Genomic DNA, 15,678 nt, shown 5'->3' on the forward strand with positions numbered 1-15,678 from the left:
ACGGCTTGTTTATTGGCGTTTCAGTCTTTCGCAATCGCCCGATCATAGGCCTCGATCGTCGTCTTCGCGCGCGCGGCGACATCGGCGGCCGACATGCCAGGCTTGTACAGGCTGGAGCCGAGCCCGAACGCGGTGACGCCGCCCTTGATGTACTCGGCAAAATTCTGGTCGGAGACGCCGCCGACGGCGGCGATCATCACGCCGGCGGGGAGAATGGCGCGGATCGCGGCAATGCCGGAGGCGCCGAGCACGCTCGCCGGAAAGAACTTCAAGCCGGACGCACCGGAGCGGGCCGCGAGCAGCGCTTCGGTCGGCGAGAACACGCCGGGCAGCGTCGCCATGCCGTGCTGATGCGCCCGCGCCAGCACCTCGACATCGACATTCGGCGAGACCATCAGCTTGCCGCCGGCATCGTCGAGACGATCGACGTCCGCCGCTGACAGCACCGTACCGGCGCCGATCAGCACGCCTGCGGGCGCGAGCTTCGCGGCGATGCCGATGGAGCGGAACGGATCGGGCGAGTTCAAGGGAATTTCGATCGCGGTCATGCCGGCCTCGATCAGCACACTGAGGATGGCCTCGGTCTCCTCCGGCTTGACGCCGCGCAGGATCGCGACCAGGGGCCGCTTCATCGGCGGAAAGGGAACGCTCATCTCAAAGATCCTCTTACTTCGTCCAGATCGCGGCAGCCGCCATCGAGAGGCCGCGGCGCACCGCTTCATCGGCATCGATCGGGTTCACAGTCACCGACAATGCATCGAAAGCCTGCCGATACAGGGCCGCCAGCCGACCCGAGGCAATCAGCGTGATGCCGGCCTTTGGCACACTGCCCGAAAGGCCCGCCGCGAGCTCCGCGCCGATCAACGTACCCGACAGCGTCTCGCGCGCCGCAGCCGGCGTGCTGCCGAACAAGAGCTGCCGCGACCTTGCGGTGAACAGCAAATTGGCGGCGAAAGCCGGCGCCTCGAACGCGGCTTTCACGGCCGAATTGAAGCTCGCGACATCCTCGGCCTCATCAGCGCCGGCGACCGCGAGCGATAGGATCGTCTCGCGCGAGACGACGCTGAACAGCTCGCCGGTCATGAAGGTGGAGAAGCCTTCAACCGTGCCGTCCTTCACGCGCACCCATTTCGAGTGCGTGCCGGGCATGCAGACCAGCGCCTCACCAGCGGCATCAAGGCCGAGCGCGCCGAGCAGCTGCGTCTCCTCGCCACGCATCACGTCCGGCGCGGCTGCGTCGCGCTGCGCGATACCAGGCAGGATACGGATGTCGCGCGCCTCGCCCGGCACGCGCGCGGCCTGCCTCAGGATCGCGGACAGCGGCGCCGGCGTGTCGACATAACCGGCCTCGACCCAGCCAGTCTTGGCGCCGGCCATGCCGCAAACCAGGACCGGCAGATGATCGGGCGCTTGAACCGCGGCCAGATGCGCTTGCAGCACGCCGGGGAAGCCGGCCTTGGCCGCAGCCAGCATGCCCTCATCGCTGCGGCGCTCGGCCAGCACCCGCCCTGTGCGATCCACCAGCCAGAGCCGAAAGCTGCTGGTGCCCCAGTCCACTGCGACATAAGCGGGTTCGCGTGCATCCATTGATGGCCCTGAAAATTCTGTCGACGATCGCGCGCCTCATAGCACGTCGATCGGCGTCGGGGCCACCCTTTGGAGCGGAACTCGTCTATGTGGACCGCGGCCGTTCGCGCCGCAATCAGGTGTCGTGGTCGCGGATCAAGAGGATGGCGTGGGTGTCCTCGTTATCTGCGCTCGGAAAATCAGGTATATTCTTGGCCATGCTGTCGATTAGCGCAAGCACCCGTCGCCGGCTCTCGACATAGTCTATATTGTCCGTCGCCTTACTCAACGGGCCGCTCAAATTGAGGCAGCCCTCGCTCCACAGGAATCCCTGGGCCGGATGAATCAGGACGCCTTCCCGCACACCGGTATTCTCGACGCGTAGGCACGGGCGCCTGAGCGCACCGATTGCGGTCGATTGGGTAAAATTGTGCGTGCTGTATTTCTGACTGGCACCGGCATGCGTGAACAACGGATAGGGGCCGGCCTTGAGGCGCGCATGCTTGGCTTGGCCGATCGTCGTGTTGTCGCCGGGCCCCTGCCGCTCACACACCATGCCGGAGATCTCCGGAATTTTCTCGCCCTTGAAATAGGCCTGATAGATGCCGACGGTCCTGGGGTAGTTGATCCCCCTCCTCTCCTCGGTCCTGATCCGCTCGATGCAGAGGTAGTAGTGGTCCTTGTCGGGGGGCCCGTCGAAAGCGACACCGGGCAGCCCACCCTGTTGTGTTGGTTGTGTGGGCTGGGAAGGCTGCTCCGTGAGGTCCTTGGGGAAGCTGACGAAAACAGTGAAAAATCCGTCTGGCGTCTGTAGCTTCTTCGCCTGCGCTCCGGCGTCCTGGAAGTAGGCGATCTCCCCGTCCGCGTCCGCGCTCAACAGGCCCGTGATCTGGAAATTGTCTGGATCGCTTTCGTTGACGACATTTTGCGGATTGGACCTCGCCACTTGCGGATCGATCAATCCGCCGCTGCGCAGCTTTTTCAACAGGAAGCACGCATCTCCGAACCACACGGCGGACCGGTTGAGATGATCGCCGGCGGTGAACAGATTCCACGGGTTCGCACCACTCGCTTCGAGGTGGCCGTGGTTGTAGCAAGCTGCGACCAGGATCGGATCGAAGCCGGTATTGTGGCGCTTGTTGTTGAGCTTGATCTCACCGGTGCCGATGTCGATGTTGATCTCGCCATCGTACAATTTCAGATCGGTGGGAATCGGATTAGGCTTCACCGCAAATGCGGGCGCAACAGCATTCTTATTGTAATCGAGCTGGAGGGTCGCGATGACCTCTTCCGCCGTCGTCGCGAGGGTTTGCATAGGTCCGGCGCTATAGGTCTTGTGCGCGGCCTCCCAGCGAAAAGTCGGAACACCCGTAAAGTTGCTGTTGCGGCAGTCACCGGTCTCGGTCGCAATCGTCATCACAAGCAGTTCGGGCGGGATGCCATGCTTCACCGCGGCATCGAAGATCGCCTGTTCGTAAAAATCGAGAATCGCCGCGCAAGTCCTGGGCTCGCCGCCCGACCGGATCGGCTTGTCTGGATTGTTCTCGAGATAGACCCCGTCGTTGTCGAACCTCCACCTTTGTCCACCCTGGAAGGAATGAAAGCCCGCGGAGCCGACCTGAGGCGCCTTGCTCCAGTCAAGCTGGCCCACAACCGGCTGGTCGAACTTGATGAACTGGGCCTGGAGCCAACCGACACGGGTCTCGGCATCGAACTTGGTCGACACCAGCCACCACCGCACGTTGTTCTCGGTGTCGTCGACGATGGCGTCGAACACCGCCCCCTTTTGCAGGATCCCGAGCGAGACACCGTTCGGATCCGGCGTCTTGCGGAGCGTGAGGTTATCGGTCGTCACGATGCCGGTTGTCATGTCAGCTCGTCCATGCCTGATCGATGTAACCGCAGATGCCTGGCGTTGCTTGCTCGCGAGACCTTTTACTTCGCCGTGCCTTGGAGGATTGCATCCCTGGCGGCGGTAAACGCTGCAAGGCTCTGGTCGAACTTGCGGCCCGCTTCGGTGATGCCTGTACGCAACGCAATCAGTTGGTCGCGGGTCTGCGCGAGATCGGCCGCCGAAGAATCCGGCTTCACCGTCGCCGACAATTCCTTGGCGCGATCGGCCTTGTCGGTCAGATCCTTCTGGGCAAGCTTGAGGCTGTCGAAGCTCTGCTGGGCATCGACGAGGGTTGCGGACAACTTGGTCCGCACATCGGAGCCGGCGGCCTTCATGGCGGAGGCGAGCGGCGCCATCGGATCGGGACCCAGCCCGGTCATCTTCTTCCCGACATCGGTCGCGACGCCTGCGATCTCGCGTGCGATGCCCAACACCGCATCGGGCGTGGTCGGGCCGGCTCCGCCCTGGAGCCCGGCCAACGCGGATTTCAGGGCTTCCGACGACGAGTTGCTGCCGAAGTAGAAGCCGACCACCGTGACCAGCACCGTCGCCGAGATGGTCAGGATCTGCTTGGCCATGTCGAGCATGCCCTGATCCTGCTTCAGATAGACCTTCACGACGACCTCGGTCGGCGAGCCCGTCTGCACCGGAACGCTGGTTTCGCCGATGATATACTCCCTATCCGGGTAGTTCTTGCGGAAGGCCTCGACTTCGCTCTTCTGCATCTGCACCGAGCTGATCGCGCGGCCGGTGGGATCGAACAGTCCGCCGAGCACCCAAGAGGCAACCGAGACGAACACGATCGCGAGCCCGAGCGCCAACAGCGCCCTGATCGAACCCGGCGGTAGCCCGAGTGCCGAGGTCGGCTCGACGATGCCGACGGCGCGCGAGAGCACGATCAACGCGACGAGTCCGATCGCCAGAATGGCGGTGCCGGCAAGCGCCGCCGAGCCCAGCGAGTTCGTCGGCGTGTTCCAATTGACGAGCACGAAGCAGACCAAAGCGAGGCCGACCAGGCCCGCTCCGAACCAGCCGGCCGCACCGGGGCTGATGGCACTGAATTGAGTGTCCTTCTGGCGGCTGACGGTGGCCTTATCCTCATTCTGGGGCGGACTCGTCAGATTCTGTGCATCGCTCACGCTGCTTCTCCCGACTGCTCATCCAAGCACATGTTGCCGCATAGGCCGTGAAATCGTCGTGAAAGGACCGCTTAAGCGTCTCGGCCACTATTTTTTCTTCAACGTCGCAAGCTGGGCTTGTTGGTCTTTCAGCTTCTTCTCCAACACAGTGATCTTGGCTTCGAATATCGCTGTATTGGCCATCGCTTGGTCCTTCGCTGGCTGATCGGGAAGCAGATCGGCCGCTCTTTTGATATTCGCGATCTTCTGCTTGTTCTCACCGATCTCCTTCACCGTAGCCCTGATATCCTGCTGGGTCTGAGCGATCTGTTTCGCATTCGGGTCGACTGTCCCGTCGGGCTTGTCGCCTGTTTTCGTGCCCGCGCCACTGCTACCGCTGCCACTGCTACCGTCGCGCCGCGGCGGCGGCGGAGCCGGACCCAAGTCTGCAATCTGGGCGTCGGTGACCCCGGGGTTGACGATGCAACTGTCCAGGAAGGTTTTTGTGGTCGTGATCTGCTTGCAGGCGTAGGACATGAGCTGGAACAGCCGCGCCAGGTAGCGACGGTTTGGCGTCGGCTCCAATCCATTGGCGAGCAACTTCTCTATCTGCGCCTTCCACTCCGGGATATTGTCTCGCCCCGTGCCATAGATCGCCGCCAGCTCCGCGACGTCGCGCGAACTCACCATGCTGCCGGGCTCGTTGGGCGAGTTGATCCACACCTGGACTTCGAGCTCGAGCGAGTCGCGGTACAAGGCTGCAGAGACGGTGCCATAGCGAACCGCGTCGGCGCCGAGCTGGATCAAGGCGTGGAGGATATCGACTGCCCCGGCCGTCCCGACGACGCCGCCCGTGATATTGCTGATCAGCTTCTGAGCATCCTCAAGCGGCAAAGCCGAAACGGCAGCGGTATAGAGCGCGTTGACATAGTCGACCATGATGCTGTCGAAGTAGAAGCAGGGCTCTCCGACGGTGTCATAGGCGCACTTGACGAGCTGTTGGGCATAGGCGCCCGCGCTGCCAATCTGGTACGCGAGTTGATTTCGCTCGGGCGCACCCTTGGGGCTGATCATTGCGATGCGCGCGATCGCCGCGTGCAGCGCATAAGCGCGCAGCGCACGCATCTTCTTGGAATCAGCCTTCCACCAATACTTGTCGGCCAGATAATCGACGTACCCGCCGCGATTATCCAACTCCTGATGAACGACTGTACAACCGCCCACCCATAGAACGAGCGCGAGCGCAAACAATCTATACATGCGCCGCCCCCCAAGGCAGCATCTAACGACACAACAATTAACGCTACACAAGACCAGACGATTGCTACTTTGGCAAGACACGCCTTTTGAGTGCGCTGCGACAGTTCGCAACTGCGATCAATCTGCCACAACTCATCGCTGCAAATCCCGCTGCGATTTGGCTCGGCGATCCACCCGCTCGCCATTGCAGCAAGAGATTTGAGAAATCTCATCAGTGAGACCGAGTCTCGCGACACCGACACGCTCCTCTGGACGCAACCGCCCGTTCGCGGCGCGTAAACCGCACAATCTGGCAAATTTCCACCCGTTCGCCGCTGGCACACCGCTTGCTGAAGCTGTTCCTGTTCACGTCCCGGAACGCGCAACAAGACGCGTCAACATCAGATGAGGAAACCATGGAGATCGGCTATTTCACGATGCCTTCGCATCCGCCGGAGTGCGGGTTGAAGGAAGGACATGATTGGGACCTGCAGGTCCTGCGCTGGCTCGACGAGCTCGGCTACCAGGAAGCCTGGATCGGCGAGCACCACACCGCGCCCTGGGAACCCAATCCCACGCCGGACCTCCTGATCGCGCAGGCCTTGATGCAGACCAAGCGCTTGCGCATCGGACCCGGCGGCTTCCTGCTGCCCTATCACCATCCCGCGGAGCTCGCCAACCGCGTCGCGATGCTGGACCATCTCTCCGAGGGCCGGCTCAATTTCGGCGTCGCGGCATCAGGCCTGCCGAGCGACTGGGCGATGTTCAACGTCGACGGCATGAGCGGACAGAACCGCGACATGACCCGCGAGGCGCTGGAGATCATTTTGAAACTCTGGACGGAGCCGGCACCGTTCACCCACAAAGGAAAATTCTGGACGGTGACCAAGCCGGACACGATGTTCGACTTCCTGAAGCCGCACATCAAGCCGCTGCAGGCGCCGCATCCGCCGATCGGCGTTGCGGGTCTCTCCAAGAACTCGGACACGCTGAAGCTCGCGGGCGAGCGCGGCTTCATCCCGATGAGCCTCAACCTCAACCCGGCCTATGTCTCCAGCCATTGGGACTCGGTCGTAACAGGCGCCGCCAAGACCGGCCGCACACCGAACCGGCAGGACTGGCGGCTGGTGCGCGAGGTGTTCGTCGCCGACACCGACGAGGAGGCTTGGAAGCTCTCGACCGGCGACATGATGGGCCGGATGATGAGCGAGTACTTCCTGCCCCTGCTCGGCCATTTCGGCTTCAAGGACTATCTGAAGCACGCACCCGACGTGCCGGACAGCGACGTCACGGTCGAATATTGCGCCAAGCGGAACTGGATCATCGGCTCGCCTTCGACCGTCGCCGAAAAGATCGAGACCATCTACGACGAGGTCGGCGGTTTCGGCGTGCTCTGCGTGTTCGGCTTCGACTACAAGCACAAGCCGGAAGCCTGGCATCATTCGCTCGCGCTGCTGAAGAACGAGGTGATGCCGCGCCTGAAGCATCTCGGCTCCGCGCAGAAGGCGGCTTGACCGAATACGGGTGCGGCGCGAACGTGCCGCACCCGGTTTCATTTTGGAGATCTTTACGTGAGCGTCGATGCCAATCCTCTTGACGCGAAGCAGTTCAAGCAGGCGATGCGCCAATGCGCCGGCGCGGTTGCACTGGTCACGGTTGGTGCCGAGCACGGCAAGCGCACCGGGCTCACGGTGACCTCGGCCTGCTCGCTGTCGGACAATCCGCCCTCGCTGATCGTCTGTGTCAACCGCAACGCCAGCGCCCACGCGCGCATCCGCGAGGAAGGCGCTTTCGCGATCAACTTCCTGCACGAGGATCATGCGCTGCTGGCGCTGACCTTCAGCGGCCAGAAGGGCGTCAACGGCGACGATCGCTTTGCCTTCGGTCAGTGGACGCGCGGCGAGACCGGCGCGCCTGTGCTGACGGATGCGATGGCGGCATTCGATTGCGTGCTGGCGCAGGAGTTCGAGACCAGGACGCATTCGATCTTCGTCGGCGAAGTGCGTGGCGCGACGCATTCGGCCACGGCGGCGCCGCTTGTCTATCTGCGCAGCAGCTTCCACACACCGCACGAAATCCGCGAGACCGTTTCAGTCGGCGATCTCGATTCACGGCATTTGAGCTGGACGGATTTTTCGTAAGCGCGCGCTACAAGTTCGGTGCCTCTCCCTTCTCCCCTTGCGGGAGAAGGTGGCGCGAAGCGCCGGATGAGGGGTATCTCTCCGCGAATTCGATAAGCAAAGTGAAGGCGGAGAGATACCCCCTCACCCGTCTCGCCGCTACGCGGCGCGCCACCCTCTCCCGCAAGGGGAGAGGGAAAGAAAGGTCGTTACTGCGCCGTCTCGATCTTCAGCTGCTTGATCTTCCGATACAGTGTCGCGCGGCTGAGCTTCAGCGCGCGGGCCGCCTCCGTCACGCGGCCGCCGTGCTTGCGCAAGGCCTCGATGATCGTGGCGCGCTCGGCGGCTTCGAGATCCGTCTCCGCTGTCCTGCCACCAAACGGCGGCAGGTCGAGATCGGCATCCGTGATGACGCCGTCCTCCGCCGTGCAGCCGGCGAGCCGGAGCACGTGGCGGAGCTGGCGCATGTTGCCGGGATAGGGATAGGCCGCCAGCTGCGCCCAAGCCTCCGGCGAAAGGCGGCAGTTCGGCGCTTCCTCGCGCGCGATCTGGCGGATGATGTCATCCCGGTCCGCGCGCTCGCGCAAGGCCGGCAACCGCACCTCCATGCCGCGCAGACGGAAATAGAGGTCGGCACGGAAAGCGCCCTCCTCGGCCATGCGGCCGAGATCGCGATGGGTGGCGCTGATCAGACGTATATCCACCGGCACCGGCTTGAGCGCGCCGAGCGGCCAGACCTCGCGGTTTTCCAGCACGCGCAACAGCCGCGTCTGCAAGCCGATCGGCATGTCGCCGATCTCGTCCAGGAACAGCGTGCCGCCGTCGGCCTGCGCGATCAGGCCCTTCGAGCCATCGCGCCGCGCGCCGGTAAAAGCACCGGCCTCGTAGCCGAACAGCTCGGCATCGATCAGGCTCTCCGGCATCGCCGCGCAGTTCAGCGCGACGTAGTTGTTGCGGGCGCGGTTGCTCGCGGCGTGAATGGCCCGCGCGAACACGTCCTTGCCGACACCGGTTTCGCCATGCAGCAGCACCGGCAGATTGTGATCGCCGATGCTCCGAAGGCGCTGCACGCTCTTGACGAGACCGGGATCACGGCCGGCAAGCCGACGTAGCGCGTCGAAGCGATCGACAAGCGCACCTCGGTGTAACGTCGAGGACCTTGCACGCAGCGGCGGCACGATATGACTGTGGCCCAGCGGCTGGCCATCGGCGCGACGCAGCTCGACGAGTTCGTCGGCATGGCGAGCACGGTCGAGCTTGATGTAGCGCGACAGATCGATACCCGAGGCAATCAGGCCGTCGGTGAGGCCGAGGAGTGCGCGCGCCGAACGGCAGGCACCGACGATGCGGCGGTCATCATCATAGGCGAGCAGGCCGCTGCCGCCGTCGCCCGGCACCGTCGCGATCCAGGCGTTGCGGAAATGATCGCGGAAGATCGCACCCTCCATCCGCCGCGTCGCCTCCATCGTCACAGCCAGCGCGAGTTGATGTGCGGACCGATCGAGATCCTCGCGGCAGGAGGTGATGTTGACCGCACCGGCGAGACGCCCGGCCGGGTCAAACAACGGCGCCACCGCACAGGAGAACATGTGCCATTGCGCGCGAAAATGTTCGTCGCGATGCACCAGGATCGGCTTCTGCTCGGCGAGGCAGGTCCCGAGCCCGTTGGTGCCCTCGCACGTCTCGGCAAAGTTCGAGCCCGTGTAGATCTTCCAGTCCATGAACATCCGCGCGTCAGCCTCGCCAGGCAGACGGCTGAACAACATGGTCGCGTTCGTGTCAGCCAGATTGACGCAATAACCGGCGTCGCGCAGCACGCGGGCGAGATCGTCGAGCTCGGGCGTGAGCAGCCGGATGGTCTCTTCCATGGGCTCGGCGACGTGACGGACCTCGGCCTCGGTGAGCGTCTGCGGCGGACCCTGACGCGCGGGATCGAGCTTGTGGCTGATCAGGCAACGCCGCCAGGAGTTTTCGATCCGCGACGAGGCGTCGACGTCGGCCAAGCGGTCATTAACCTGATTGGCCACGGACAAGACACGGGCGACATGGTTCGAGGCCGAAAGGCTGGCCATCGCGGACGTCTCCACGCTGTATTATTGTGCAAAGTCTGGCAGCACGGACGGGGATGTCAATCGGGAAACGGTTTCGCTGTCATTCCGGGGCGCGCGTCAGCGCGAACCCGGAATCTCGAGATTCCGGGTTCGATGCTTCGCATCGCCCCGGGATGACGGCGCAGGACAATCAGATTTGCTGCACCGCCCTCACCACGTGTCGATGCACGGCCGCTTCTTCGTCGTCCTCGGCTCGGGCTTCGGCACCGAGCGCAGGCCGGCCGTGATCCAGCGCCGCGTCTCGGCGGGATCGATGACGTTGTCGATCTCGAACACCGAGGCGATCGAGACCGCCTTGCCGTTGGCGTAGAGCTCGGCGACCTTGTTGCGGTAATAAGTCTCGCGCTCTTCGGGATCGGCAATCGCCTCCATCTCCTTGCGGAAGCCGAGGCGGACGTAGCCTTCGAGACCCATGCCGCCGAACTCGCCGGTCGGCCAGGCAGCGGTGAAGAACGAGGCGTGGAAGCCGCCGCCGATCATCGACTGCGCGCCGAGGCCATAGCCCTTGCGCAGCACGATGCCGAACAGCGGCACCGTGAGGCTCGCTCCCGTGACGAACATGCGCGAGACGTGGCGCACGATTGCAGTCTTCTCGGCCTCGGGGCCAACCATGAAGCCGGGCGTGTCGCAAAGCGAGACGACAGGCAGATCGAAGGCGTCGCAGAGCTGAAGGAAGCGCGCGGCCTTGTCGCCGGCGTCGGCATCGATGGCGCCGCCGAGATGGCGCGGATTGTTGGCGATCAGACCGAACGGTTTTCCTTCGATGCGGATCAGCGCAGTGATCATGCCGACGCCGTACTCGCGGCGGAGCTCCAGCACAGAATCCTTGTCGGCGACGAGATCGATCACGCTGCGGATGTCGTAGACGCGCAGGCGGTTCTCGGGGATGGCGCGGCGGAGCAGGCGCTGGTCGGCCGCCTCCCAGTCCGTCACCGCACCCTGGAAATAGGACAGGTACTTTTGCGCGACTGATGTCGCCTCTTCCTCGTCCTCGACCAGGATGTCGATGACGCCGTTCGGCGACTGGAACGAGACCGGGCCGACTTCGGCCGGATGATAGACGCCGAGGCCGCCGCCTTCGATCATCGCGGGGCCGCCCATGCCGATCGAGGCATTCCTGGTGGCGATGATGACGTCGCAGCAACCGAGCATCGCAGCGTTGCCGGCGAAGCAATAGCCGGAGACGATTCCGATGACAGGCACGAGGCCGGAGAGCCTTGCGAACTGCACGAAGGACGGGCCGTCAAGGCCGGTCATCCCGAGCCGGTCGGTGTCGCCGGGCCGGCCGCCGCCGCCTTCGGCGTAAAACACCAGCGGCACGCGCCAATCTTCCGCGAGCGTCAGCATGCGGTCGATCTTCTTGTGGTTCATGTGGCCCTGCGTGCCCGCGAGCACGGTGTAGTCATAGGCCACGACGATGCAGCGCGCGGCGTCTCCGCCGAACTTTTCGGCGTTGACGGTGGCGACGCCCATGACGAGACCGTCGGCCGGCGTGTTCTTGATGAGATCGTCCAGCTTGCGACGGCGTCGCTGGGCAGCAATGGCGAGGCTGCCATATTCCATGAACGAGCCGGCGTCGACGAGCTGCGCGACGTTCTCGCGTGCGGTGCGCTGATTGGTGTTGCGGCGCCGCTCGACCGAGGCTGGGCGGTTCGCATCGAGCGTCTTGGCCTGGCGCGCAATCAGCTCGGCCAGATCCGGGCGGATATGATCGAGATCGATGTCGGCTTCCGCGGCCGTGCTGTCAGCCGCGACGTCCAACGGTTCGAGATAGAGGATCGGCTCACCGTGCAACAGCGTGACCCCGTCGCCGGCCGCGAGCTTCATGACGCGGCCGCCCTGCTCGGCCATGACGAGGTGCTCCATCTTCATGGACTCGATCACGGCGAGCTGCTGGCCCGGGCGCACGATCTCGCCTTCCTTGACCTGGATGGTGACGATGGTGCCTTGCAGGGGCGCTGCGACCATCACCGCGCCTTCGGGCACGGCTTGTGCGACGTGCGCCTCGGCGGCATGTGCGCCGCTGCGCTCGGCCGCGGCAAAATAGAGCGGCTTGGCCGCACCATCCGCCGCTTCAACGAGCTTTGCGATGTTGCGATCGATGAAGTCGGTCGCGATGCGGTTCGTTTTGAAATCGGGATGCGCCAGCACGGCCTGCAGGAAAGCGATGTTGGTGACGACGCCGTCGATCCGGAACTCGCGGAGAGCGCGCGAGGCCTTTGCCACGACGTCGTGCCAGGCCTCGCCCGGCGTGTGCACGATGACCTTGGCCAGCAGCGAGTCGAAGGCCGCGCTGGTCTTGTATCCTGAGTATCCAAAACTATCGACGCGGACGCCGGGGCCTGACGGCGGCTCGAACACGGCGAGCACACCGCCGGTCGGATGCGTTGCGCCGGTCTCGTCCAGCGTCTCCATGTTGACGCGGAGCTGCATGGCATAGCCGCGCGACTTGGGGATTGAATCTTGGGCCAAACCGAGCGAGGCCAATGAACTGCCTGCAGCAATCGCAAGCTGGGCGCGGACGAGATCGAGGCCAAGCACCTCCTCGGTTACTGTGTGCTCGACCTGGAGCCGCGGATTGGCCTCGATGAAGGCAAAGCTGTCTTCGGCGGTGCCATCGACCAGGAACTCGAACGTGCCGAGATTGTCGTAGGACGCCGACGTGGCGAGCTGCCTGGCCGCCTCGATGATGCGACCACGCAAGCTGTCGCTCAGCGACGGGCTCGGCGCCACCTCGATCAGCTTCTGGTGCCGGCGCTGGATGGTGCATTCGCGCTCCCCGAGATGCGAGATCGCACCGTGACGATCGCCGATGATCTGCACCTCGATGTGGCGCGCCTGCCGGATCAGCCGCTCGGCATAGACGCCATCAAAGCCAAATGCCGCCTTGGCCTCGGATTGGCAGCGGGCATAGGCTTCCGCCAGATCAGCAGCATTCTCAACGACGCGCATGCCACGCCCGCCGCCGCCCGCCATTGCCTTGATCACGATTGCCGCATTGCTGCCAAGCGAGGTGAAAAAGGCCGTGATCTCGTCCAGGCTCGACGGCCCGCTGGTGCCGGCAATGATGGGCACGCCACAGCGCTTTGCCAGTTGCCGTGCGGCGATCTTGTCGCCGAACAATTCGAGAGCGGCCGGCTTCGGCCCGACAAAGGCGATGCTTGCGGCGGCGCAGGCCTTGGCAAATGCCGCGTTCTCGCTGAGGAAGCCGTAGCCAGGATGCACGGCATCGCAGCCAGCGCTCTTGGCCGCCTTCACCATCGCTTCGATGTCGAGATAGGCGCGCGCACCACGGCCGGGGATTTCGACGGCCTCGTCGGCCACACGCACGTGCAGTGACAGCGCGTCATCAGCAGGATGGATCGCAACCGTCGCGATGCCGGCGTCGGCCGCGGCACGCGCGATGCGGATGGCGATCTCGCCGCGATTGGCGATCAGAAGCTTTTTGAACGACATGCAGCGATCTCCATGCCCGCAAACCAAACGCGCGGGTCGGCAGGTTCGATGATCCTGCTTCTTAACTTTAGCCGCAGCCGTCAAGGGCAAGGAAGCCCGTCGCGATGACCGGTCCCGCGGGCCGGAATATCAATTGCCGGCGCGGTCCGCGACCAGGCGAATAATCCGCCCGACGGCAGACGGGATCGGCGCGATGATCGGCACCGTAAACATCGGTTGCAACTCGCGCGCGGCTTCGCCCAGCGGCCCGCCGCCGATGATGACGGCCTCGGCGCCGTCCTGCGCGATGCAGACCTCGACCGCGGCGGCGAGCGCTTCGCGCAGCCGCGCCGGCTCGCGCATCAGCTCTTGCGGATCGCCTTCGGCGAAGCGGGACCCGGTGTAGCGGGACCGCAATCCCAACGCCTCCGGCAGCGCATCGATCTTCGTTTTGAGCAGCGGCGTCGTGGTCGCGACACCGAAGCGGCGGCCGGTCTCCGCAGCCGCCAGCATCGAGGCCTCGCCGAGGCCGACCGCGGGCAAGCTCATCGCCGCCTTGATCCCCGCAAGGCCAGGATTGCCGAATGCCGAGACGATGATGCCATCGCAGGAGTCTCGATGCGCGCGTGCGATCTGTTCGACCTCGGGCGCGGCGGCGCCGAGTGCGTCAGGTGTCACAATCATCGCAGGTGCGCGCGTTGCCGTCGCCCCGATGAAATCGAAACCATCACCGGCAGCGGACGCCGCGATAGCCACCATCATTGCGGTGGTGGCTTCAAGACTATTCGGATTGATCAGGAGGATGCGCGCGCGGCGATCGGATCTCGGGCCCATTCCCCTGCTATACTAGGCCACCCGCACGTCCGCAACGAAGGCTGAGATATCGTTCTCCAGCGATTGCAGCTTCCGGCTCGGCCGGCCGCTCGATTGCAGCACGAGGCCCGCGGCCTGGCCGGTCTCGTTGCCGACGCCTAGCGACCGCGCTTGCCGAGCACCAGATCGATGGTGTGGGCGGCGATCTTGCGCAATTGAGGCTCGTCATCGAAGGCCCGTTCGAGCACGGCAAGGCCGCGCGTCACCGTGATGATGTGCAGGGCTGCCGCCGCCGGGTTGCCGCTGAACTCTCCTCGCTCGGCGCCGGCCGACAATGCCTCCTGAACCAGCGTGGTGATGCGCGACACCAGGCTGGCAAAGGCCTTGCGCGCGTCCTCGTCGAGCCCCTCGCCCTCAGCTGCGCCGAGTTCCATCAGCCCCCGCGTGGTCGGACATCCGCGCGGCGGCGAGCCCGAACGGAAATTGCTGATGGTCAGGTCGAAGAATGCCGTGAGACGCTTGCGCAACGAGCCCGCGCCGAGTGCCTTTTGCAGGGCGAGCAAATAGTCGGCGGCGTAACGCTCATAAGCCTGGAGAAACAGCGCCTCCTTGCTGCCGAAGGCGTTGTAGAGGCTGCCGCGCTGGACGCCGGCATCGCGCGCGATGTCCGACAGCGAGGTGCCGCGCACGCCTTTACGCCAGAACTGGTCGAACGCGACCCGTAAGACGTCATCGTGATCGAATTCGCGCGGCCTCAATTGACACTCCCAGTATTTGACAGACCGTCAAGAACGTGATTTCTAGACATCGTGTCAAAAACTAAATGGGATTGATAGCCCGTTTCGTCAATGGGCCGAAAGGCGGGCGTGCGTCCGACCGGTCGATCTCGCATGCAGAGGAACCAGCTGATGCCTCTCCTTCACATCTCCATACGCGCCGGCAAGCCGGACGCCTACCGGCAAGCGATCCTCGACGGCCTCTACCGCGCCATGCGCGAGGCGCTGAACGTGCCTGAAGGCGACGAGTTCATGACCATCACCGAGCTGTCGCCCACAAACTTCCGCTGCGGCAACGCCTACGGCGTCAAGCGCAGCGACGACGCCGTGCTGATCCAGATCACCGTGTTCGCCTCACGCACGCCCGAGCAAAAGAAGGCGTTGTATCGGCGGATCGCGGAGGAACTCGGCGACAACCCCGGCATCCGCCCCGAAGACGTGTTCGTCAACGTGCTCGATGCCCCCGCGGAAAACTGGTCCGTCGGACACGGCGTCGCGCAATTCGCGTGAGCGCGCAGGACGTGCCGACACCCTCTTGAGAATTGCCGGCCCGAAGGGTCTGATAGGCTGCGGAGTGCCGATCCGCCGAGCCCATGTGGAAGAGGC

The 15,678-nt window shown here is 64.2% G+C and carries 12 protein-coding genes; 3 read left to right on the forward strand and 9 right to left on the reverse strand.

Going from position 1 to position 15,678, the window contains the following annotated elements:
* Positions 1-20: 20 nt before the first annotated feature.
* From M2427_RS22735 to M2427_RS22755, 5 genes are all read right to left on the reverse strand, one after another.
* Entirely contained in the window at positions 21-653 is a 633-nt protein-coding gene (locus M2427_RS22735) for a 2-dehydro-3-deoxy-6-phosphogalactonate aldolase (protein WP_280708928.1), read from the reverse strand.
* 13 nt (positions 654-666) lie between these two features.
* Positions 667-1,587, reverse strand: a complete 921-nt coding sequence (locus M2427_RS22740; protein ID WP_280708929.1) for a 2-dehydro-3-deoxygalactonokinase — start codon at positions 1,585-1,587, stop codon at positions 667-669.
* Between the two features lie 115 nt (positions 1,588-1,702).
* Complete coding sequence (locus M2427_RS22745) at positions 1,703-3,436, reverse strand: hypothetical protein (RefSeq protein WP_280708930.1); 1,734 nt, start codon at positions 3,434-3,436, stop codon at positions 1,703-1,705.
* Between the two features lie 65 nt (positions 3,437-3,501).
* Positions 3,502-4,599 carry a hypothetical protein gene (locus M2427_RS22750; RefSeq protein ID WP_280708931.1) on the reverse strand — a complete coding sequence of 366 codons (1,098 nt, stop codon included), beginning with the start codon at positions 4,597-4,599 and terminating at the stop codon, positions 3,502-3,504.
* A gap of 87 nt (positions 4,600-4,686) precedes the next feature.
* Entirely contained in the window at positions 4,687-5,838 is a 1,152-nt protein-coding gene (locus tag M2427_RS22755) for a hypothetical protein (protein WP_280708932.1), read from the reverse strand.
* Positions 5,839-6,233: 395 nt separating this feature from the next.
* Here M2427_RS22755 and M2427_RS22760 point away from each other — a divergent pair, with 395 nt between their 5' ends.
* Both M2427_RS22760 and M2427_RS22765 read left to right on the forward strand, forming a co-directional pair.
* Positions 6,234-7,331 (forward strand): LLM class flavin-dependent oxidoreductase, encoded by a 1,098-nt coding sequence (locus tag M2427_RS22760; RefSeq protein ID WP_280708933.1) that lies wholly within the window; start codon positions 6,234-6,236, stop codon positions 7,329-7,331.
* A 57-nt stretch (positions 7,332-7,388) separates the two neighbouring features.
* Positions 7,389-7,958, forward strand: coding sequence for a flavin reductase family protein (locus M2427_RS22765; protein ID WP_280708934.1), 570 nt, complete (start codon positions 7,389-7,391; stop codon positions 7,956-7,958).
* A 188-nt stretch (positions 7,959-8,146) separates the two neighbouring features.
* Here the strand turns inward: M2427_RS22765 and M2427_RS22770 are convergent, their stop codons facing one another.
* The 4 genes from M2427_RS22770 to M2427_RS22785 all read right to left on the reverse strand — a co-directional run bounded on the left by M2427_RS22770 (position 8,147) and on the right by M2427_RS22785 (position 15,054).
* Positions 8,147-10,009 (reverse strand): sigma-54-dependent Fis family transcriptional regulator, encoded by a 1,863-nt coding sequence (locus M2427_RS22770; RefSeq protein WP_280708935.1) that lies wholly within the window; start codon positions 10,007-10,009, stop codon positions 8,147-8,149.
* 189 nt (positions 10,010-10,198) lie between these two features.
* Complete coding sequence (locus M2427_RS22775) at positions 10,199-13,504, reverse strand: carboxyl transferase domain-containing protein (RefSeq protein WP_280708936.1); 3,306 nt, start codon at positions 13,502-13,504, stop codon at positions 10,199-10,201.
* Between the two features lie 129 nt (positions 13,505-13,633).
* Positions 13,634-14,317, reverse strand: coding sequence for an aspartate/glutamate racemase family protein (locus M2427_RS22780; RefSeq protein ID WP_280708937.1), 684 nt, complete (start codon positions 14,315-14,317; stop codon positions 13,634-13,636).
* Positions 14,318-14,454: 137 nt separating this feature from the next.
* A complete protein-coding gene (locus tag M2427_RS22785) occupies positions 14,455-15,054 on the reverse strand; it encodes a TetR/AcrR family transcriptional regulator (RefSeq protein WP_280708938.1) in 600 nt (199 codons plus the stop codon).
* Positions 15,055-15,204: 150 nt separating this feature from the next.
* Here M2427_RS22785 and M2427_RS22790 point away from each other — a divergent pair, with 150 nt between their 5' ends.
* Complete coding sequence (locus tag M2427_RS22790; protein WP_280708939.1) at positions 15,205-15,582, forward strand: tautomerase family protein; 378 nt, start codon at positions 15,205-15,207, stop codon at positions 15,580-15,582.
* The last annotated feature ends 96 nt before the right edge of the window (positions 15,583-15,678 follow it).

It is taken from the genome of Bradyrhizobium sp. BR13661 (genome assembly GCF_029892425.1).
GTDB lineage: Bacteria > Pseudomonadota > Alphaproteobacteria > Rhizobiales > Xanthobacteraceae > Bradyrhizobium.

Coding starts and splice junctions, on each gene's coding strand:
- M2427_RS22760 (WP_280708933.1), top strand. CDS start 6,234: ATGGAGATCGGCTATTTCACGATGCCTTCGCATCCGCCGGAGTGCGGG.
- M2427_RS22735 (WP_280708928.1), bottom strand. CDS start 653: ATGAGCGTTCCCTTTCCGCCGATGAAGCGGCCCCTGGTCGCGATCCTG.
- M2427_RS22755 (WP_280708932.1), bottom strand. CDS start 5,838: ATGTATAGATTGTTTGCGCTCGCGCTCGTTCTATGGGTGGGCGGTTGT.
- M2427_RS22745 (WP_280708930.1), bottom strand. CDS start 3,436: ATGACAACCGGCATCGTGACGACCGATAACCTCACGCTCCGCAAGACG.
- M2427_RS22780 (WP_280708937.1), bottom strand. CDS start 14,317: ATGGGCCCGAGATCCGATCGCCGCGCGCGCATCCTCCTGATCAATCCG.
- M2427_RS22775 (WP_280708936.1), bottom strand. CDS start 13,504: ATGTCGTTCAAAAAGCTTCTGATCGCCAATCGCGGCGAGATCGCCATC.
- M2427_RS22790 (WP_280708939.1), top strand. CDS start 15,205: ATGCCTCTCCTTCACATCTCCATACGCGCCGGCAAGCCGGACGCCTAC.
- M2427_RS22740 (WP_280708929.1), bottom strand. CDS start 1,587: ATGGATGCACGCGAACCCGCTTATGTCGCAGTGGACTGGGGCACCAGC.
- M2427_RS22770 (WP_280708935.1), bottom strand. CDS start 10,009: ATGGCCAGCCTTTCGGCCTCGAACCATGTCGCCCGTGTCTTGTCCGTG.